Genomic DNA, 20,637 nt, shown 5'->3' with positions numbered 1-20,637 from the left:
GGCGAGCTAAGGCGCCGCCCCGGGCTCGCCACTGCTCGCCTTGCGAGCATAGAAAGTAGCCACTTCATCGATCTCGGCCGCGGTCATCTCTCGAACCATGTTTCGCATCTGCGCGCCCGGATCGTTGCGCCGGGTGCCGTTTGCGAAGGCATTCAGCTGGTCGACCAGGTATTGCTTGGGCATGCCTTCCAGCCACGGCGCGCCGAGTTTCTGATCGACGCCGCCGTGACAGGAGATGCAAGGGGCGATGTTTCGTAACGGATCGCCCACTCGCACCAGCGCCGGCAGTGTTTCGTCGTACAGAGTGGGTGCCGTGCGCGCCTTGGGCAGGAACGCGTAGTAGGCCGCCAGGTCGCGGACATCCTGTTCACTGAGCGCATTGACGATGGCTTCCATGATCGGGCTGGAGCGATGCCCGCTGCGATAGTCCTCCAACTGTTTGATGACCACCTCCGGGTACTGGCCGGCGAGATTAGGCGAGTTGGAAACACTCATGCCGCGCACGCCATGGCACATGGTGCAGTTCAACGCGAGCGTTGCGCCACGCCCCACCGCCGCGCTGGTACCGACGCGTGCCATCGATGGCACGAGCACGACCTTGCTCGATGCGCCCTCTTCTTCCGTCCGTGCTCCGGAGCCCCATTGAGCGGGCACACCGGCCGCGCGGCACAACCCGGCCCACAGTCCTTGCACCGTGAAATCCTCGTGAACCGAGGGCAACCACACGAATCCGACCAGAATCATGCTCACCGTGAACAGCGCGAGCGCAATGACACTGCGCCGAAACACTCGATTGCTCCAGGAAAACAGCGACTGCTCGCGCATCATCGGCTCCCCACCGGAATGACGGGCACTGCAGCTTCCTCGATCATGGCGAGCTGTGCGATCGGCCAACCGTAGTTCACCAGCGTGAGCGCAATCATCATGGCCACCCACAAGGCGAAGGTATTCAGGGCAATCGGCGTGTGCGTCGGCTCATGAACTGCCTCACTGAAGGTGTACGGAGCAGGCGTGCGATTCACATTGCGAGCGCGCGCGAGAATGAAGACGAACAGCAGCGCCGACAGAACGAGCAACAAGCCGCCCAAGGTCGATGCGGTGACCGTCCACGCCTGCGGCTGCAAGGCGGGATGACTGTAGTCATAGTAGGCCATGCGCCGCGGCATCCCCAGGATGCCGACCCAGTGCCAGGGCAACGTGAGAATCAGTATGCCGATGAACCACAGCCACAGCTGTGTCCGGACCAGGCCCGCCGGCAGCGGCTCGCAGCAGCACAGCTGCGGCCACAAGTCGTAAGCGATCATGAAATACATGATCACGATGGCACCGGCGAAAATGAGATGAAAATGCCCGGTCACCCACTGGGTGTTGTGGATGGTTTCGTTGAGCTGGTAGCTCATGTTGATGATGCCGCCCGCGCCGCCGAGCCCGAGCATGATGAAGGCGAAAGCCACAGCCAGCATCATCGGGTTGTCCCAAGGCAATGCCTTGACCCAGCCGAGCACGCCCTTGCCGCCTCGCAGGCGGCCGGCGATCTCCACCGACGCCACGATGGTGAACACGGTGAGCAGCGTGGGCACCGAGACCATGGCCGTCATCGCGGCATGCACGAACTTGAATCCCGCGCCGACTTGCGGATCGGCGAACAGATGATGAATGCCGATCGGCATCGAGAACACCAGGAACAAGGCGAACGCCACGCGCCCCATGGTGTCGCTGTACAGCTTGCCGCCAATGGCACGCGGCACGATCACGTAGAAGGCGATGTATGCTGGCATCAGCCAGAAATACACGATGGCATGCAAGGTCCAGGAGAAGAACACGCGCGCCAGTCCGGCATTGATGGTGTCCGTGAGCCCCAGCGAAGCGGGCAGAATCTGCACCAGGATTTCAGTAGCCGCGCCCACCGAAGTCCACGCCCACAGATAAGCGCCAGTGACATTGCCATACATCGCCAGCGGCACTCGCGCCCCCGGGTTCGCTTTCCTCCATGCGCGCAGATTGATCGACATCAGCGCAACCCAGATCCACGACCCGACCACCACCAGCACGACGCCGATGTAATAGAACGGGCTTGCGATCATCGGCGGATAGAACGTGTAGAGGATGGATGCCTTTCCCACACCCACCGTGAGTGCCGCCAGCGCCGTGCCGGCGACCACCAGCCAGAAACCGCCCCAGGCCCAGCGCAAGCCAATCAATGGACGCTTCAGCGCCAGCTCGGTGAGCGCGTAGCCGAAGCCCATCGCCACCAGAGTCGGCAGCACGTATGCCATCACCGTGCCGTGGCCCGTCACCGATCGATAATAGTGTTCGGGATTGTTGATCCACGCGCTCAGCGGGCTGCGCACGAACATCTGCCATTCGCCAAGAAAAATGGCCGCCAGGAATGCGATGAACGCAACCCAGAAATGCGCCAGCACCAGTCGTCTAGCTACGAACACAGCTCAACCTTCTTGTGTCGCGGATGCGCTCGAGAAATTCCTGCTGGGAAATCACCTGGACTCGCGCCCACATGGCTTCGTGGCCGGTGCCGCAATACTCGTGGCAGGGCATGAGATGCTCGCCAGGGCGCCGGAACGTGGTAGTGAACGTGGCAATGAAACCTGGAATGAGCATGGCGTTGGCATTGGAAGCACCGACCACGAAGCCATGAATGGCGTCGCTACTGGTGCCACGAAACGTCACCGGCATGCCGGCGGGAACCACCAGGCACTGCGGCTGGAAGGAATATTGCTGGGCCAGCACGCGCACCACCACCTTGCCATCGTCCTCCAGGGCCGTGCCGAGGTTGCTTTCGACGAACTCGCCCTTGATGTGCAACGTTTTCACGTCGACGGTCTCGACTCGCGAGGGCGGCATCGCCGCCCAGTGCAGCCCGGTCACGATCATCATGCCCACCAGTATCGCGATGACGATGCCGACGATGATGGACCAGCGCCGTTCGGCGGCTTCGGCCACGTCATGTGCGGGCACCGCGCTCACTGCACCGCTCCACGCGGCAGGTAGATGAAGAAATAGAACGCAAAATAGATGATCACGACGATTGCCGTGGCAATGCCGGCAATCGCAAACGCACCGCTCGGCCCTCGCGCGACGATGTCGTCGGCCTGCTGCCTCGATCGTGAGTCATACTCATCGCCGGATGACTGTGCCATCGCGATCTCCCTACTCCGGAATCAGCTTGCGCAGCTCGTTGACTTGATCGGGAGTGACCGGCGTGCCGGTGTTGTTCCAGGCAACGCGGATATAGGTCACGACGGCCGCCGCTTCCTCGTCGTCCAGAATGTGCGAGAACGGCGGCATGCCGTGCGGACGCGGATTCTTGCGCGTGCCCGGCGCATAGCCGCCGTTCAACACCATGCGGATGGGATTGACGGGCGAGGCCATGGTGATCGACTGGTTGCCGGCCAGAATCGGAAACTGCGGCGGGAATCCGCGTCCCTCGTCGCCATGACACATCGCGCATTGCCGATCGTAGATCTGCCGTCCCAACTCCATGACCGAAGGCTCGACCAACCGCGCCTGGCTGGGCGGCGGCGGTTCGGAGTCGCGCTGCGGCAGCGACTTCAAATACACCGCCATGGCCATCGCATCTTCGTCGGTCAAATATTGCAGGCTGTTGTAGACCACTTCCGCCATCGGCCCATACACCGCGCCGCGCATGGAGGTGCCCACCTGCAGCAGATCGGCGATGTCCTGCAGATCCCAATCGCCCAGGCCCGCTTCCCGGTTGGAGGTGAGCGAAGGCGCATACCAGTTCTGATTCGGAATCATCCCGCCTTCGAACGCCTGCGACTCGCGCGAACCGCCCAACGCAGTCACGGCCGTATGGCACATCGAGCAGTGCCCCAGCCCTTTCACCAGGTAGGCGCCACGATTCCATTGCTCCGATTGTTCGGGATCGGGAACGTACTCGCCCGGTTTGAAATACAGCGTGCGCCAGCCGATCAACAGCTCGCGCTGATTGAAAGGAAAGCGCAGCTCGTGTGGCCGGTTCTCGCGCCTGACCGGCGTCACGGACATCAGATATGCATAGATCGCATCCGAGTCCGCGCGCGTGACGTTGGTGTAGTTGGCAAACGGCATCGCCGGATAGAGCAACGTGCCGTCGCGCGACACGCCTTCATGCATCATTCGATAGAACTCGTCCGCGGTCCACAGGCCGATGCCGGTCTCGTCGTCCGGGGTGATGTTCGGTACATATAAGTTGCCAAACGGCGTCGGCATCGGCCGCCCGCCGGCGAACACCGGCCCATTGATCTCGGTGTGACACGCCACGCAGTCGCCTGCTCGTGCGAGGTATTCGCCGCGAGTGATGATCTCGGTCGTTACATTGGTCCTGGCCTGTTCGCTTTCGGGCAGCACGCCCGGTCGCAGCGCCAACACCGCAGCGATCAGCGCGACGGCAATCGCGCCAAGGAGAATTGCGAGGCGAGTGCGTTTGCGCACGGCCGCTCAGGTCCGTTGGCTGCCGCATGCGAAAGGCATGCGGATCAGGTTCGAGGACTCGGGAGCCAGATTCTTCGGCGCCGGCTGGCGCGACAACCAGGCGGCAACGGCCGAAACGTCTTCATCGGACAGACGGATGGCGATTCTTTTCATGCAATCCGGCTCGATGGCGTGGCGATCGCCGACCTGCCAGCGCGTGAGCTGCGCGACGATGTAGGCCGGCCTCAATCCCGCAAGCCCGGGAATGCCCGGCTCCATTCCGGTCAACCGTTCGCCGTGACAGTCGACGCACGCGGGAATGCCCTTGTCCGCATCACCATGCAGCACCAGCGCCCGCCCGCGCGTCAGGACGGCAGGCTCGGCCGGTGTGATATCTCTAATGGCGAATGGCGGGTGTTGCTTGGCGAAGTGCTCGGCGATCTCGCGCAAGTACGGCTCGGGCAGGTAGGCCACCAGATAATTCATCGGTGGATACTTGCGAGTGCCGTTCTTGAACGCGAGCAACTGGTTGTAGAGATAACCAGCTGGCTTGCCCGCGATCCGCGGGTAGTAGCCGTTATTGGTGCCCTGGCCGCGCTGCCCATGACAGGTCACACAACCTTGCACCCGCGCTTCGATGGAATCGATGGTCGTGAACGTGGGAAGCGCATCATCCGCCAGGGATCGTTGCGCCAGCAGTGACGCCGGCGACACGAGCAGGACCAGGCCCGCCAGGCACAGCCATCCTTGCCGGTTCAGCATAGAACGATCTCGCGGAAGCATTGAAACTTCTTCATGGCCGCCAGCTTGTTCCTGCCGCGCACGCGGATATCAGCGCAGCGGCACGCAAAAGGTTCCCTTGGTGTAGTCAGGAGTTGACGAGATTGCACTGCAAGAACCGGCAGCGCTCCGCCGCGCCTGATCTAGATCAGTGCATGGATTCGCTGCCGACGGCAGGATGCAGCCATGACTCAAGCCCTCATATGCGACACCGAACTGCTACGCCGCTACGACCGGCCCGGCCCGCGTTACACGTCCTACCCGACCGCGCCGCAGTTCGGATCTCACTTCAAGGAAGAGATGCTGCGCGAGTACATCCGCCGCAGTAACGAAGCGCTGATCCCGCCTCGCCTGTCTCTTTATATTCACGTGCCGTACTGCTCCAGCCCGTGCTTCTATTGCGGCTGCAATCGCGTCATCACGCGGGACCGGTCCGCGGGTCGGCACTACGTCGAGCGGCTGATCCGGGAAATTTCCATGTTCGGCCCTTTGTTCGATCGAGACCGCGAGGTCATCCAGGTCCACTTCGGTGGCGGCACACCGAATTTCCTGACGGCACAGGAGTTGCGCGACGTGATGGGCTGCCTGCGGCAGCAGTTCCAGCTGAGCAGCGCCCTGGCCCGGGACTTCTCCATCGAAATCGATCCGCGCTTCTTGGTGCCGGCCGATATCGCAGCCTACGCCGACATGGGCCTGAACCGCGCCAGCCTCGGCGTACAGGATTTCGATCCGACGGTGCAAGCGGCGGTAAATCGGGTGCAGAGCGTGGAGCTGACGCGCGCCGCCATCGATGCGTGCCGCCAGTATGGCTTTCGTTCAGTCAATGTCGATCTGATCTACGGCCTGCCCTACCAGACCCAGGAAAGTTTCGGCCGCACGCTGGATACGGTGCTGGAGATCCGGCCCGATCGGCTGGCGGTCTATGGCTACGCTCATATGCCGCACCTGTTCAAGGCCCAACGTCGCATCGACGCGGCCAAGCTGCCGAATGCCGAGCAACGCATCGCGCTGCTGTCGCTCGCGATCGAAAAGCTGACCGCGGCCGGTTACGTCTATATCGGCATGGACCATTTCGCGCTGCCCGAGGACGATCTGACCCAGGCGTACACCGCCGGCACGTTGCATCGAAACTTCATGGGCTACACCACGCACGCCAACTGCGATCTGCTGGGCCTGGGCGTGAGCGCCATCAGCCACATTGGCGACAGCTTCAGCCAGAACCCGCGCGATCTGCCCTCCTGGGAGCGCGCGCTGGATTCGGGTCATCCGCCGGTGTGGCGGGGCCTGCATCTGAATCTGGACGACCAGGTGCGCGCTGAAGTCATCCAGCAGCTGATGTGCCAGGGCTGGATTGACATCCCGGGCGTGGAACGGCGCTACGACATCGACTTCCACCGCTATTTCGCCGACGCGCTGGCGCAGGTGCAGCCGCTGGTCGCCGACGGGCTGGTGGCGCTCGAGCGCCAACGCATCTCGGCGACCTCGCGCGGCCGATTGCTGTTGCGTATCATCGCCATGTGCTTCGACCGCTACCTCAATCAGCCATCGCCCCAGGCGCAGTATTCCCGCGCCATCTAGCCGTTCGCGCGCCAGCGAGGTGCGGCCCGATGAGGTGCGGCGAGTGAACGACATCACCGGCCGCAGCCCCCCGCCGGGAATTGCCGACGACGGCGACGAGTTCCACTTCTGCAGCACCTGCGCCTTCTCGGCGGCCTGCCTGGAAAGCGGCTACGACAAGAGCCACCTGCGCGACTTGCACGTGCTGGTCGAGCACGTCGGACCCTATCGCGAAGGCGAACACATTTTTCGTGAAGGCGATCCCTTCACCGCCATCGCGGCGGTCCGTTCCGGCACCGTGAAAACCTACGTGACGGACCACGAGGGGCGCGAGCACGTCCAGGGCTTCTTCCTGCCTGGCGAGGTCATCGGTCTGAGCGCCATCTCGCAGGCGCGCTACCCGACCAATGCCGTGGCACTGGATTCGGTGATGCTGTGCAAGTTTTCGTTCCCGAATATCGCCGCGCTCGCCACGCGCATGCCGGGATTGCAGCTGCAGCTGTTCAAGCTGTTGAGCCTGGATATCGGCAAGGCGGCGCTGCTGTCGGGCAATTTCTCCGCCGACGAGCGCATGGCGGCGTTCCTGATCACGCTCTCCCGGCGCTATGCCGCGCGTGGCTTTTCGCCGAACCGGTTCTTGCTGACCATGACGCGGACCGATATCGCCAACTACCTGCGGCTGGCTTCCGAAACCGTCAGCCGCGTGTTCCGCCGCTTCCAGGACGACGGCGTGATCGAAGTCGACCGCCGCGAGATCCACCTGAAAGACCGCAAGCACCTGGAAGCCCTGGCAGAAAACGTGCTGCGCAGCCCGTAGTCCGCAGCCGCCGATGGGGGCCTGATCTAGATCAGGGCAGCCCCGCCGGCCGGCTCGGATGATCCTCTCACCAATCAGCGGAGAGAGGTTCATGAACGCGAGTCGCAGGTTATGGGCAGGACTGGGCGTCCTGCTGTTGCTTTCTTTTGCCGTACTGCTGTGGGTAGGCGGCGAAATCCACCGTGTGATGCCACCGATCCCCTCGGCGGTAGTCACCGAAAACGGCACGACCGTGTACACGCGCGCCGATATCCAGAAAGGCCGGCAGGTCTGGCAATCCATGGGCGGCCACCAGTTGGGCTCGATCTGGGGCCATGGCAGTTATGTGGCACCGGACTGGACGGCCGATTGGCTGCATCGCGAGGCTGTCGCCTGGCGTGAAATCGACGTGCGGCGCGAAACCTCCCGGCCCTATTCGGAACTGTCCGAGGATGCGCAAGCGGCGTTCGACGCACGCCTGCGTCCCCGCATTCGCAAGAATACTTACGATCCCGCCAGCGAGACCGTGAAGATCCCGGAAGACCGCGCGCTCGCGATGGCGCAGGTCGCCGCTCATTACGACTCGCTGTTCAGCAACGATCCGCAGACACTGGAGCTGCGCAAAGCCTATGCGATGAAGGACAACACCGTGTTGACCGCCGAGAATCGCGCCGCTTTGAACGCGTTCTTCTGGTGGTCCGCGTGGTCCGCGGTCACGCAGCGGCCCGACAAGGAGATCACCTATACCAACAACTGGCCGCACGATGAGCTGGTCGGCAACGAGCCGCCGGGGCACCTCTTCATGTGGACAGTCTTCAGCGTTCTGTTCCTGATCGCCGGCATCGGGCTGCTCGGCTGGTATCACGCCCGTCACAAGGACGAACCGCCGGCGGAATTGCCGGCGACCGATCCGCTGGCGCTGATTCGCGTCACGCCGTCGATGAAGGCCACCGCGAAATATTTCTGGCTGGTGGTAGCGCTGTTCCTGACACAGATTCTGCTCGGCGCGATCACCGCGCACTACCAGGTCGAAGGTCAGGAAGCTTACGGCTTTGCTCTCGCCAACTACCTGCCCTACTCGCTGAGCCGCACCTGGCACACGCAGCTGGCGGTGCTGTGGATCGCGACCGCCTGGCTGGGCATGGGCTTGTATATCGGGCCGGCGATCTCCGGACACGAACCGAAATATCAACGGTTCGGCGTGAACTTCCTGTTCACCTGCTTGCTTGTCATCGTGGTCGGCGCGTTCGCCGGACAGTGGCTGGCGGTCATGCAGAAACTCGGGCTCGACAAGAACTTCTGGTTCGGTCACCAGGGTTGGGAGTACGTGGACCTGGGCCGCTTCTGGCAGATCTTCCTGTTCGTCGGCCTGGGCGTGTGGCTGCTGCTGGTCGGTCGTGCGCTGTGGCCTGCGATCCGCAAAGGCGGTGAATCAAAGTCCATCACCATGCTGCTGTTCCTCTCCACCGTCTGCATCGGCCTGTTCTACGGCGCCGGCCTGATGTGGGGCGAACACACACACCTGTCGATGGTCGAGTACTGGCGCTGGTGGGTGGTACACTTGTGGGTGGAAGGCTTCTTCGAAGTGTTCGCGACCGCCGTGATCGCGTTCCTCTTCACCCGCTTGGGACTGCTGCGCACGAGCACCGCGACGGTGGCGGTTCTGTTCGCGACCATCGTGTTCATGAGCGGCGGCGTGCTCGGCACGTTGCATCACCTGTACTTCACGGGAACGCCGACCGCGGTGATCGCGCTCGGTGCAAGCTTCTCCGCGCTGGAAGTGGTGCCGCTGGCCTTCGTCGGCTTCGAGGCGTACCAGACTTACAAGCTCGGCTCCGCGACACCGTGGATGCAGCGTTATCGCTGGCCGATCCTGTTCTTCACCGCGGTGGCGTTCTGGAACCTGGTGGGCGCCGGACTGTTCGGCTTCCTGATCAATCCGCCGCTGCCGCTCTACTACATGCAGGGCTTGAACCTCACTCCGTTGCACGGCCACACCGCGCTGTTCGGCGTGTATGGCTTGCTGGGTGTCGGCCTGATGCTGTTCTGCCTGCGTGGCATCAAGCCCAACGTGGTGTGGAACGAGCGTTTGCTGAAGACCAGCTTCTGGGCCTTCAACATCGGACTGGCCGGCATGGCGCTGCTGACCCTGTTGCCCATCGGCATCATCCAGCTCACCGCGGCCATCGACCATGGTTACTGGTACGCGCGCTCGGAGCAGTTGATGCAGAGCCCGCTGATCCAGTTGCTCGTGTGGATGCGCGTCCCCGGCGACACGATCTTGAGCGTCGGCGCGTTGTCCCTGGCCTGGTTCGTGATCCGGCTGTGGATTGCTCCCAAGCAGGCCAAGCTGGAGGTGCCGGAAGGGGCGCAAGTCGCCAAGCGTTGAGGTCTAGCTCATGAACTCAGTCACCTTGCCCGCCAGCACCCTGCGCATCATCGCGGCCGCCCCACACCGCATGATGTTCCTGATCGGCGCAACCAACGTGTTGCTGGCAATGGTCTGGTGGGCTTGGTGGCTGATTGCCGCGCGCTGGCTCGGAGGAACCAGCGCGCAACCCCCGGTGCCGGCAGGCTGGTTGCATGCCATCGTCATGCAGTACCAGGTCCTGCCGGCGTTCATGTTCGGTTTTCTGTTGACGGTATTTCCGCGCTGGATGGCTTTGCCGGAGCTGCGGCGTGAACACTACGTGCCGGTCGGCATCGGCATGTTCGGCGGACAACTCGTCACCCTTGCGGCACTGGCGGGTTTTGGCGATGCAGAGATCCTGCTCAAGATCGGTGCGGTGCTCACCACCGCCGGCTGGCTCACCGGCACCGTATGGCTGGTGCGACTGGTTTATCAGGAAGGCGGTCGCACCTGGCACGCAGTGAGTTGCGCCTTCGCGCTCAGCTTCGGGGTGCTGGGCCTGCTGTTGTATTCGACGTTTCTATTCCTGGACGAGCCGCGTGCGGTGTTCGCGGCGATCAAGCTGGGCACATTCGCGGTGCTGCTGCCCATCTATTTCACGGTCTGTCATCGCATGATTCCGTTCTTCGCCGGTGCGGCTCTGCGCGGCTATCAGCCGGTGCGGCCGATGTGGATGCTCGGGGCGTTCTGGGCACTGACACTGATCCATTTGTGGCTGGAGCTGCGCCACGGCTATGCCTGGCTGTGGCTGGCCGACGTGCCGATGGCGGCGATGATGGGCTGGCTGCTGTGGCGCTGGTGGCCGCGGCGCAGGCAGATGCCGCCGCTGCTTCGCGTGCTGTTCGTGGGCTTCGCGTGGCTGCCCATCGCGTTCGTGCTCTACACCATCCAGAGCCTGGAATTCGCGGTGAGCAGCGCATTCATCTTGGGCCGCGCGCCGGCGCATGCGCTGTTCATAGGTTTCTTCGGCAGCCTGCTGGTCGCGATGGTCACGCGTGTCACTCAAGGTCATTCGGGGCGGCCGCTGGTGCTTGGCAAGGTCGCCGCGTTCGCCTTCATCGTCATCCAGCTGGTCGCGGTCACACGCATCGTCGCCGAGCTCGTGCCCGATTCGCTCGGTGCGCAAGCGATTGCCGCCGCCGGCTGGATCGTCGCGTTCCTGCCCTGGGTGTTACGATCCAGCTGGATCTATCTGACGCCGCGCATCGACGGCAACCCGGGCTGAACGAGGCCGGGCTGAACGAGGGATGATCGCAGGATCATCGGGGAACGACTGCAGGCATGATCGAGTTTTATCCGCAGATCAAAATGGTGCACGTCGCCGCTGTCATCGCCAGCGGCTCATTGTTTCTGCTGCGTGGCGCCGCGCTGCATGCCGGCATGACATGGGTCATGGCCGCGCCGCTTCGTTATTTGAGTTATGCGATCGACACGACGCTGCTGACCGCGGCGCTGATGCTCGCCACCGTGCTGCATCAGTATCCCTTCGTGCACTCCTGGCTGACCGTCAAGGTGCTGCTGCTGGTCGTTTATATCGGGCTCGGCTCCTTTGCATTGAAGCGCGGCTCGACAAGAAAGACTCGCGTGCTGTGCTGGCTGGCCGCGCTGCTCGTGTATGTTTTCATAATCAGCGTGGCCCGCTACCATCACCCCGCCGGTGTGTTTGCGGCCATCCCGCAGCTGTTGAGTACATCAACGTAGGCATGCACGCGAGGTGACCTAGATCAGGTAAGAACGGCAGTCCTCGATCCTAAGCTCATATTGAAGAGTCAACAGGATCAAGAAGTGAGGACTGTCATGAAACGCCCGATGCTACCGCTGGTCTGCTCAGCTGCGCTGCTACTCGGCGCCTGCTCCAGCGGTGTTCCCAATCCAGCCGCTTCCGTCGAAGCGTCCGATACCGGTGGCTCCCGCAAAGGCGACTTCGGTCCGCCGCAAGGCGAGCCCATCGAGGCGGTGCTCACCAGCCCGCCGAACGTGCCGCCGGCGACCAATCGCAACCATCCGGCCAAAGTCATCGTCGAGCTGGAAGTCACTGAAGTCGACATGCCGATTGCCGACGGCGTGACCTATACGTTCTGGACCTTCGGCGGCACGGTGCCCGGCAGCTTCATTCGCGTGCGCCAGGGCGACACCGTGGAGTTCCATCTGAAGAATCATCCGTCCAGCAAGATGCCTCACAACATCGACCTGCACGGCGTAACCGGTCCCGGCGGCGGCGCGGCCTCGAGCTTCACCGCACCCGGACATCGCACGCAGTTCACATTCAAGGCGCTCAACCAGGGCTTGTATGTCTATCACTGCGCCACCGCGCCGGTGGGCATGCACGTCGCCAACGGCATGTATGGTCTGATCCTGGTCGAGCCGCCCGAAGGGCTGCCGCCGGTGGATCACGAGTTCTACGTGATGCAGGGCGACTTCTACACCGTCGGCAAGTATCGTGAAAAAGGCCACCAGCCCTTCGACATGCAGAAGGCCATCGACGAGAACGCCACCTACGTGCTGTTCAACGGCTCGGAGACGGCGCTCACCGGTCCGAAGGCCCTCAAGGCCGAGACCAACCAGAAGATCCGCATGTATGTCGGCAACGGCGGCCCGAACCTGGTGTCGAGCTTCCACGTGATCGGCGAGATCTTCGACAAGGTGCAGTACGAAGGCGGCACCCGCTTCCAGGAGAACGTGCAGACCACGCTGATCCCGGCGGGCGGCGCGGCAACGGTCGAGTTCCATACCGAAGTGCCGGGCAACTACGTGCTGGTCGATCACTCCATCTTCCGCGCCTTCAACAAGGGCGCGCTCGCCATCCTCGAAGTCACTGGCGAGCAGCGGCCCGAGCTCTATTCGGGCAAGCAGGTCGATGAAATGTACATCGGCGACAAAGTGGCCAGCCTGGCGCCGGTCGCCGCGGCATCGGAGGCCAGCGCCGCAGGAACTCTGACCAAGGCGCAGCAGATGCAGGCCGGCGAGGTGTTGTTCAAGGGCACCTGCTCCGTCTGCCACCAGGACAACGGCGCAGGCCTGCCGAACGTGTTCCCGCCGCTCGCCGAGTCCGACTATCTGTTGAGCGACCGGAATCGCGCCATCGGCGTGGTGCTCAACGGCTTGAGCGGACCGGTGACCGTGAACGGCGTGCAATACAACTCGGTGATGCCGCCGATGAGCCAGCTCAACGACGACGAGATCGCCAACATCCTCACCTATGCGCTCAACAGCTGGGGCAACAGTGACGGTGTGGTCTCCGCCAGCGATGTGGCCAAGGTTCGTGCCTCCACCAAGCGTAGCGAAGGCGCCGCGCACTGACGGACGAACGACAAGGAGCAAGCCATGCTCGAGATCGACACAGATCTTCATCCTCGCAGCCACGGACGGCTTGGACGATTGCCAGCCGGGCTGGCGGCGCTGGGCTTGTTGCTCGCTTCGCTGACCAGCCCTGTGGCAGCGGCGAGCGAGCCGACCAAGACCGCAAAGAGCCCGGCAGCGAGCATGGTGACAATTCCCGGCGGCAGCTTCGAATCGGTGCTGCCGCCGGCCAAGGACGTGAAGCAGGTGCGTATCGAGAGCTTTCGTCTCGATCGCACCCCGGTCACGAATGCTCGATTCGCCGCGTTCCTGCGCCAGCATCCCGAGTGGCGCAGAGACAAAGTCGCGCGAGTGTTCGCCGACCAGCAATACCTCAGCCACTGGCAATCCGCCCTGGAACCGGGCGAAGAGAATCTGCAACGCCCCGTCGTGCATGTCAGCTGGTTCGCCGCCAGCGCCTATTGCGAATCCCAAGGTGGCCGCCTGCCGACATGGCACGAATGGGAATATGTGGCCGCCGCCAGCAGCACTCAGCGCGATGCCCGCAACGATCCGGCATGGCGCCAGCAGATCCTGAGCTGGTATTCCCGCTCCGGCCGCGGACCGTTACCGGTGGTCGGCGGCACGCCCGCCAATGTCTACGGCGTGCAGGACCTGCATGGTGTGATCTGGGAATGGGTCGATGACGCCGGCAGCATGCTGGTCTCCTCGGACAACCGGGAGCAGAGCGATCCGGACCTGATGCGCTTCTGCGGCGAAGGCGCGCTCACGATGGAACAAAAGGAGAACTACGCGACGCTGATGCGCATCGCCATGCTCTCCAGCATGAAGGCCAGCTACACCAGCGCGACCATGGGCCTGCGCTGTGCTTCGAAATAAGCGGAGACGATCATGAAACGTCTGTTGTTTGCTTTGCTGATGGTTGCTGCGGCGGTGCGCGCGGACGCGCCCGAATCCATCTATCACCTCAACGCCGACCTGACCAACCAGGCCGGTGTCGAGCACCACCTGGATGTGCATCGTGGCCATCCCGTGCTCGTCACCATGTTCTATGCCCGCTGCCCCATGGCGTGCCCGCTGCTGATCGACACGATGCGCGCCATCGAACGAGCCGCTGCGCCGGCCGAGCGCGAGCAGCTGCGTTTTCTATTGATCTCCATCGATCCGGAACACGACACGGTAGAGAGCCTGCAGGCGCTGGGCACGAGCCGCAAGCTCGACCCGGCGCGTTGGACGCTGGCGCGAACCGATGCAGCGAGCGTCCGCAAGACTGCCGCCGTGCTGGGCATTCAATATCGTGAATTGCCGGACGGCCAATTCAATCATTCGAGCATCGTGACCCTGCTCACCGCGGACGGCGAAATCGAGTATCAAAGCTCGATGCTGGGGCGGGCCGATCCGGAAATGCTGGCGGCGCTGAAGCGCGTCTCTGGCGGGGCTCAGCCGAAGACCGCGGCCCAATGAAACATGCCCTTGGCCAGCAGCACGATGCCGATCATGTGAACGAACACGCTGATGTGGATGAAACGCGAACGGCGCAAGCTCATTCGCCCGCGTAGCATCCACGTCATGGCCGTGGCGAAATGGCCGAGCACACTGATCGCCAGCACTATCTTGAGCGCCAGCAACGTGCCGAACGTGCTCTGCCACGGATCGGCCAGCACCGCCCGATAGTGCCAGGCCATGCCGATACCGGCACCGTAGATCACCATCAGCACCCAGGGCATGATGCGACGGGCACGCCGGCCAATCGCCTGCTCGACCGCCCGCATGGCCGCCCGGTCGACGTCCTTGCGGACCGCCTCGAGCATCAACACTTCGAAGAACACGGTGCCGATGAAAATCAGCGCACCAAATAGATGCAACGTCAGAAGAACCGGATAGCTCATGCGTCCACGTCAGGACTGGTACTCCCTCGATGCGCTGGAATGCGGCACCAGGTCTGCGGCGTCCGAGCTGTCGCTTCGATAGTGCGCGCCGCAACTCGTGAGCCGTCGGGCGGCAGCGAGCATCATTTGCTCCGCCAGCAGCAGCCTCGACCGTCGCAACGTAGCAGTGAGCGGCGTCTGTTCGCGCAAGCGAGTGACCAGCGAAAGTCCTTCGGCAATGCCCCTGGCGTTGCGGACCAGGCCCATGCGCCGCCACATGATTTCACGTAGCTCGCGCGGAGCGGCCCAATCCGCTGTCGTATCCCAACCGATGCCCACCGGCTGCACCTCTCGATGCTGGGCCTCGGGCAACTCGATATTCAGAGCCTGCCCCAAACGCCGGCCCAGCACCACCGCCTCGAGCAACGAATTGCTCGCCAGCCGGTTGGCTCCGTGCAGCCCGGTACATGCAGCCTCTCCTACCGCCCACAGCCTGGGCAAGGTCGTGCGGCCGTCCAGGTCCACGGCGATACCTCCCATATGATAGTGAGTGGCAGGTGTCACCGGAATGGGCGCGCGATCCGCATCGATTCCATATGCACGGCAAATTCGATACACCGAGCGAAACGCATCGGAAACTTTCATCCCGGGAAGTCGCGTGGCATCGAGCCAGACACGCCGTCCCCTGGCTTGTGCATCAAAGATGGCACGCGCCACGACATCGCGCGGCGCCAGCTCCCCCAGAGGATGCACCTTGCTCACGAAGCGGTCGCCGAGGTCATCGATCAGTTGTGCACCGGCGCCGCGTAGCGCCTCGGTCATCAGAGGCAGCGGCGCCGCGTCCACGTCGAGCGCCGTCGGATGGAATTGTACGAACTCGAGATCATCGCACCGGGCGCCCGCGCTGAGGGCCATCGCCGGACCATCGCCGCACGCCTCGGGCGGATTCGTGCTGCGGCTGTAGAGTCCGCCTATGCCGCCGGTTGCGATGACCACATCTCGCGCGCGAACGACCAGGGGCTGAGCCTTTGCGGTCACGGCGGCCACGCCGCAAACACCGATCGGATCTCGCAGCAAGGCAATCGCCCGTGCATCTGACAGCACCTCGATGTGAGGCGCTGCGACGACCCGTTCCCGCAGGATATTCATGATCGCCGCTCCGGTGGCATCGCCGCCCACGTGCAGCACGCGCGCCCGAGAATGGGCCGCTTCCTTGTGCAGCGACCACTCACCCGCTTCCTGGCTGAAGGGGACGCCGAGCGCGGCGAGATAGTGCACGGCTGCAGGTGCTTCCCGGCACACATACCATGCGGCAGCACTGAGATTGTGATGCGAGCCTGCCCGCAGCGTATCGGTCAAATGCAGCGCCGGAGAATCCTCCTCCCCCAGGGCGGCGGCAATTCCGCCTTGAGCAAGATCGCTTGCCGTCTCAGCGCCCTCGAAGGCCGCCGGCGCGAGCACGCAAACCCGCCGCTCGCTCGCATTCAGCGCGGTGACCAGGCCGGCCATGCCGGCACCTATGATCAACACGTCTGTGTCGACGTCACTCATGAGCGCCGTGTCGGATCCAGATCGAGCATGCGTTGCACGCTCCGGCGTGCGTCGACGGCGACCGCATGCGGCACATCGATCTGCGGCGTCAGATTCTCCAGGCAATCATGGATGTTCCGCAGCGTGATGCGCTGCATGTGGGGGCACAGGTTGCAGGGACGAACAAACTCTGTTTCGGGGAACGCGCTGCAGACGTTGTCCGCCATCGAGCACTCGGTGATGAGCACGGCGCGCGCCGGCCGGTGCCGTTGCAAAGCGTCGATCATGCCCGAGGTGGAACCGACATAATCGGCAGCTTGTTGCACGTCCTGAGGGCACTCGGGATGCGCCAATACAAACGCCTTGGTGGCGCGTTGGTAATCACGCACCTCGTCGCCCGTGAAGCGTTCATGGACTTCGCATCGTCCCCGCCACGGGATGATGCGCACGCTGGTGCGCTCCGCCACGTGGGCAGCCAGATACTCGTCAGGCACGAATATCACCTCGGGCGAGCCGAGGCTCTCGACCACCTGCACGGCGTTGGCCGAGGTACAGCAAACGTCGCTCGCCGCTTTCACGGCGGCACTGGTATTCACGTAACAAACCACGGGAACCCCAGGGTGACAAGCCCGCAGCGCCTGCACATCCTGGGCAGTGATCGAATCGGCCAGCGAGCACCCTGCCTGCGCATGAGGAAGCAAGACGATCCGGTCGGGCGCGAGCAGCTTGGCGGTTTCGGCCATGAAGTGAACGCCGCACATTACAATCACATCCGCGTCAGAGCGCGCTGCCCAGCGGGCCAGCGCCAACGAGTCGCCCTGCACATCCGCCACGCCATGGAATATTTCCGGCCGCTGATAGTTATGAGCCAGCACGACCGCGTTGCGCTGGCGCTTGAGCGTCTCGATCGCGGCGACCAGTTCGTAATGCGCGTCCCATTCGGCGAGCGGCATCAGCCGTGCCACACGGCTATAGCGGTGCGCGTGCTCCGCCATTCCATAATCAGGAGCGGGTGGTTTCAGCGACGTGGCGGGCATCGAGGGACACTCTTCCGACAAGCGGTCAGGCGAATAACCCGATCGAGTGTAAGTCTCCCGATGCACGCCGCACTTGACCCAGGTCAAGGTCGGCCCGACGCGGCGCTGTGTATAAAGCTCCTATATTCTTGACGGATATCAAAGAAGCAAAGCCATGACCAATTCCAAACGACGGCTCGCGATGGAGGGCGCGACTACCGGACCGATCGCGTGTCGCTCCTGTGATCTGAACGAAGTTTGCCGGCTGTGCGGGCTGATCGCCCTCGAGACCGGCGCGACAAGACAGTCCACCGGAGCGCTACGCAGCGTGGAGCCTGGTGCCTCGCTGTTCCGTGCCGGTACGCCCGCGAATAGCATCTATGCGGTTCGACAAGGAATGGTCAAAACCGTGCGCGTCACCGCTGAAGGCGATGAAGCAGTGTTGGACATCCACACGCCGGGTGAAGTGCTCGGCCTCGAAGGCTTCGGCGCGGGAACCTATTCCTGCGACGCGATCGCGCTCGGTCGCGTCGTATGCTGCGAGCTGCCGCTACCGATGCTCGGCGAGCAGAGTATTCGTGTTCGTCAGCTCAGCGCCGCACTGTTGCGGCTGCTCAGTCTCGCGGCCAAGCCGCGCGTCCCCGCGGCACGTGGGCCAGTGCGGCAACGAGTCACCACTTTCCTGCTCGATCTGGCGCAGCGCTTGACCCAGCGTGGCCTGGACGGTCATCAGTTCTCGCTCGGCTTGAGCCGGCAGGAGCTCGCCAATCTGCTCGATGCCCGCCTCGAAACCATCAGCCGCCAGATCCAGCGCCTGCACCGGGAACGTGTCATACATATAAAAGGCAACCTGGTCACGCTGCTTGCCCTGGGCTCCAAACCCTCGGCAGACTTGACTTGACCTGAGTCAAAGGACCAATCCGACCCGCGCTGTAACGTGCGGGGATGCCTCAATCCGAATCCATCCCGCGTGTCGAGCTGGTCTGCCCGGCCGGCACTCTGCCCGCACTTCGCGCCGCGGTCGATCATGGCGCGGATGCCGTCTACATCGGTTTTCGCGGGGATACCAACGCACGCAATTTCCCCGGCCTGAACTTCAGCATCGATGAAGCCGCCACCGGCATCGAGCATGCGCACCGTGCTGGCGCTCGTGTGTTCATCGCTTTGAATGTCTATCCCATGGCGAAGTCATGGCCGGCCGCGACGGCCGCTGTCGACGCCGCCGCTGCACTGGGCGCGGATGCATTGATCCTGGCCGACCCAGGCTTGATGGAGTACGCGCGCCAACGCCACCCCGACTTGCGACTGCATCTGAGCGTGCAAGGCTCGGCCACCAACTGGCGCGCCATCGAGTTCTACCGGCGCGAGTTCGGCATACAGCGAGCGGTGCTGCCGCGTGTGCTGTCCGCCACTCAGGTCGAACGTTTGATCAGCCGTACCACGGTCGAGATCGAGGTGTTCGGCTTCGGCAGCCTGTGCGTGATGGTCGAAGGACGCTGTGCGCTCTCTTCTTATGCCACCGGTCATTCGCCGAACATGCAAGGCGTCTGCTCGCCGGCCCATGCCGTGCGCTGGGAAGAAACACCGGAAGGACGTCAGTCCCGTTTGAACGGCGTGCTCATCGATCGTTATGCGCCCGGCGAGGCGGCCGGCTATCCGACCCTGTGCAAAGGCCGCTTCCGTGTCGATGACGAAGTCTTCCACGCACTGGAAGAACCTACCGCGCTGAACGCGCTGGACGTCCTGCCACGACTCATCGCGGCGGGCATTCGCGGGGTGAAGATAGAAGGACGGCAACGTTCGCCGGCCTACGTCGCGCAAGTGACCAAGCTGATGCGGCGAGCCCTCGATCAATGTCTCCAAGGAGCGGGCGCAGCGCCGGCAATCGTGAACGATGCGCTCGATCACCTGGCGGAAGGCCGCACGCACACCCTCGGTGCCTATCACCGTACCTGGCAATGAGAGCGACATCATGAAATTGTCCGTGGGCCCCATCCTGTATCTCTGGGAACGCAGCACGGTGCTGAGCTTCTACGAGTCCCTGTGCGATGCGCCGGTGGACATCGTGTATCTCGGCGAAGTCGTGTGCAGCAAGCGGCGCTTCATGCGCAAAGAAGATTGGCTGGCCGTCACCGAGATGCTGCGCTCCGCCGGCAAGGAGGTGGTGATCTCGACGCTGGCATTGATCGAAGCCGAATCGGAGCTCGCTTCGCTGGCTCGCATTGCGCAGAACACGGACGTGCTGGTCGAAGCGAACGACTATGCCTGCATCGAATGCCTCGATGGCCGGCCCTTCGTGGCCGGACCGCACTTGAATGTCTACAACGAAGCGACGCTGAGACTGATCGCTCGGCACGGTGCGAGGCGATGGGTCGCGCCGGTCGAGCTGCCGCTTGCGATCGTCGCGGCGCTCGCGGAGCTGCGGCCGCCGAAGCTCGAAGTCGAAATGTTTTCTTACGGCCGGTTGCCCCTCGCCTTCTCGGCGCGGTGCTTCACGGCGCGTGCGCAGCGCCGGGCCAAGGACGATTGTCAGTTTGTTTGTGCCGCACACCCCGACGGCAGCACCGTCTACTCGCGCGATGGACAGCCTTTCCTGGCTTTGAACGGCATCCAGACCCAATCGGCCGCGACGCAGAACCTGCTGCCTCACGTTAGAAAGCTGCGCAATGCAGGTGTCGACGTGCTGAGACTGTCGCCGCAATCCCGCGACTTCGCCGCCGTCGTGAATGCGTTCCGCGCGGCGCTCGACGGCAACGACGACGTTACGCTCCCTGCGTCTTTCCTTCCCGGCGGCTACTGCGATGGCTACCTGGACGGCGCAGCTGGGTTAGAGATCGTAGAGAACGAGCAGCGGATGCCGCATCCAGCGCCAGTGCGGCCAGCGGCCCCGGCAGCGTCGCTTTCACGTGCCCGCTGAGATCGTACTCCCAGCCATCCAGCAGATTCTTG

General features: G+C 63.3%; 20 protein-coding genes. 11 read left to right on the top strand and 9 right to left on the bottom strand.

Translation table 11 applies throughout. From position 1 onward, the window contains the following. Positions 1–6: 6 nt before the first annotated feature. From VGE08_RS06505 to VGE08_RS06480, 6 genes are read right to left on the bottom strand one after another with little or no spacing between them, the layout of a single operon-like run. Positions 7–825, bottom strand: a complete 819-nt coding sequence (locus VGE08_RS06505; RefSeq protein ID WP_331067041.1) for a c-type cytochrome — start codon at positions 823–825, stop codon at positions 7–9. Beyond that, positions 825–2,444, bottom strand: coding sequence for a cbb3-type cytochrome c oxidase subunit I (locus VGE08_RS06500; protein ID WP_331067040.1), 1,620 nt, complete (start codon positions 2,442–2,444; stop codon positions 825–827). The genes VGE08_RS06505 and VGE08_RS06500 overlap by 1 nt, the downstream gene beginning before the upstream one ends. After that, positions 2,431–2,931: a cytochrome C oxidase subunit II gene (locus VGE08_RS06495; protein ID WP_414717465.1), complete on the bottom strand. Its 501-nt coding sequence runs from the start codon at positions 2,929–2,931 to the stop codon at positions 2,431–2,433. Before VGE08_RS06495 ends, VGE08_RS06500 begins: the two co-directional genes overlap by 14 nt. 50 nt (positions 2,932–2,981) lie before the next feature. Next, complete coding sequence (locus VGE08_RS06490) at positions 2,982–3,158, bottom strand: hypothetical protein (protein ID WP_331067038.1); 177 nt, start codon at positions 3,156–3,158, stop codon at positions 2,982–2,984. Positions 3,159–3,168: 10 nt separating this feature from the next. Continuing rightward, on the bottom strand, positions 3,169–4,452 hold the full coding sequence (locus tag VGE08_RS06485) for a c-type cytochrome (protein ID WP_331067037.1): 1,284 nt from the start codon (positions 4,450–4,452) through the stop codon (positions 3,169–3,171). Between the two features lie 6 nt (positions 4,453–4,458). After that, a complete protein-coding gene (locus VGE08_RS06480; RefSeq protein ID WP_331067036.1) occupies positions 4,459–5,193 on the bottom strand; it encodes a hypothetical protein in 735 nt (244 codons plus the stop codon). Between the two features lie 204 nt (positions 5,194–5,397). Here VGE08_RS06480 and hemN point away from each other — a divergent pair, with 204 nt between their 5' ends. The 8 genes from hemN to VGE08_RS06440 all read left to right on the top strand — a co-directional run bounded on the left by hemN (position 5,398) and on the right by VGE08_RS06440 (position 14,738). Continuing rightward, on the top strand, positions 5,398–6,789 hold the full coding sequence (gene hemN / locus VGE08_RS06475) for an oxygen-independent coproporphyrinogen III oxidase (RefSeq protein WP_331067035.1): 1,392 nt from the start codon (positions 5,398–5,400) through the stop codon (positions 6,787–6,789). Positions 6,790–6,832: 43 nt separating this feature from the next. Then, positions 6,833–7,585 carry a helix-turn-helix domain-containing protein gene (locus tag VGE08_RS06470; protein ID WP_331067034.1) on the top strand — a complete coding sequence of 251 codons (753 nt, stop codon included), beginning with the start codon at positions 6,833–6,835 and terminating at the stop codon, positions 7,583–7,585. Between the two features lie 91 nt (positions 7,586–7,676). Beyond that, entirely contained in the window at positions 7,677–9,953 is a 2,277-nt protein-coding gene (locus VGE08_RS06465) for a nitric-oxide reductase large subunit (RefSeq protein WP_331067033.1), read from the top strand. 10 nt (positions 9,954–9,963) lie between these two features. Then, a complete protein-coding gene (locus VGE08_RS06460) occupies positions 9,964–11,199 on the top strand; it encodes an NnrS family protein (RefSeq protein ID WP_331067032.1) in 1,236 nt (411 codons plus the stop codon). Between the two features lie 56 nt (positions 11,200–11,255). Next, entirely contained in the window at positions 11,256–11,675 is a 420-nt protein-coding gene (locus VGE08_RS06455) for a SirB2 family protein (protein ID WP_331067031.1), read from the top strand. Positions 11,676–11,771: 96 nt separating this feature from the next. After that, positions 11,772–13,274 carry a copper-containing nitrite reductase gene (nirK, locus tag VGE08_RS06450; RefSeq protein WP_331067030.1) on the top strand — a complete coding sequence of 501 codons (1,503 nt, stop codon included), beginning with the start codon at positions 11,772–11,774 and terminating at the stop codon, positions 13,272–13,274. 24 nt (positions 13,275–13,298) lie between these two features. Beyond that, positions 13,299–14,153, top strand: coding sequence for a formylglycine-generating enzyme family protein (locus tag VGE08_RS06445; protein ID WP_331067029.1), 855 nt, complete (start codon positions 13,299–13,301; stop codon positions 14,151–14,153). Positions 14,154–14,165: 12 nt separating this feature from the next. Then, positions 14,166–14,738, top strand: coding sequence for an SCO family protein (locus tag VGE08_RS06440; protein WP_331067028.1), 573 nt, complete (start codon positions 14,166–14,168; stop codon positions 14,736–14,738). On the opposite strand, the gene VGE08_RS06435 is transcribed toward VGE08_RS06440, so the two are convergent. The 3 genes from VGE08_RS06435 to nadA are packed head-to-tail and all read right to left on the bottom strand — an operon-like array spanning position 14,714 to position 17,709. After that, positions 14,714–15,163, bottom strand: coding sequence for a hypothetical protein (locus tag VGE08_RS06435; protein ID WP_331067027.1), 450 nt, complete (start codon positions 15,161–15,163; stop codon positions 14,714–14,716). The genes VGE08_RS06440 and VGE08_RS06435 overlap by 25 nt on opposite strands. Before the next feature lie 9 nt (positions 15,164–15,172). After that, positions 15,173–16,693 (bottom strand): L-aspartate oxidase, encoded by a 1,521-nt coding sequence (locus tag VGE08_RS06430; protein WP_331067026.1) that lies wholly within the window; start codon positions 16,691–16,693, stop codon positions 15,173–15,175. Next, positions 16,690–17,709, bottom strand: coding sequence for a quinolinate synthase NadA (gene nadA / locus VGE08_RS06425; RefSeq protein ID WP_331067025.1), 1,020 nt, complete (start codon positions 17,707–17,709; stop codon positions 16,690–16,692). The genes VGE08_RS06430 and nadA overlap by 4 nt, the downstream gene beginning before the upstream one ends. A 154-nt stretch (positions 17,710–17,863) precedes the next feature. Between nadA and VGE08_RS06420 the strand changes: the two genes are divergently transcribed. From VGE08_RS06420 to VGE08_RS06410, 3 genes are read left to right on the top strand one after another with little or no spacing between them, the layout of a single operon-like run. Continuing rightward, positions 17,864–18,589, top strand: coding sequence for a Crp/Fnr family transcriptional regulator (locus VGE08_RS06420; RefSeq protein ID WP_331067024.1), 726 nt, complete (start codon positions 17,864–17,866; stop codon positions 18,587–18,589). Positions 18,590–18,633: 44 nt separating this feature from the next. Then, on the top strand, positions 18,634–19,650 hold the full coding sequence (gene ubiU, locus VGE08_RS06415; RefSeq protein ID WP_331067023.1) for a ubiquinone anaerobic biosynthesis protein UbiU: 1,017 nt from the start codon (positions 18,634–18,636) through the stop codon (positions 19,648–19,650). Positions 19,651–19,660: 10 nt separating this feature from the next. Further along, positions 19,661–20,605, top strand: coding sequence for a U32 family peptidase (locus tag VGE08_RS06410; RefSeq protein WP_331067022.1), 945 nt, complete (start codon positions 19,661–19,663; stop codon positions 20,603–20,605). The last annotated feature ends 32 nt before the right edge of the window (positions 20,606–20,637 follow it).

Origin of the sequence: Steroidobacter sp. (assembly GCF_036406195.1) — a bacterium.
Classification (GTDB): Bacteria; Pseudomonadota; Gammaproteobacteria; order Steroidobacterales; family Steroidobacteraceae; genus Steroidobacter.
The sequence above is the reverse complement of the archived record's forward strand: the minus strand, read 5'-3'. Positions and strand labels throughout refer to the sequence as shown.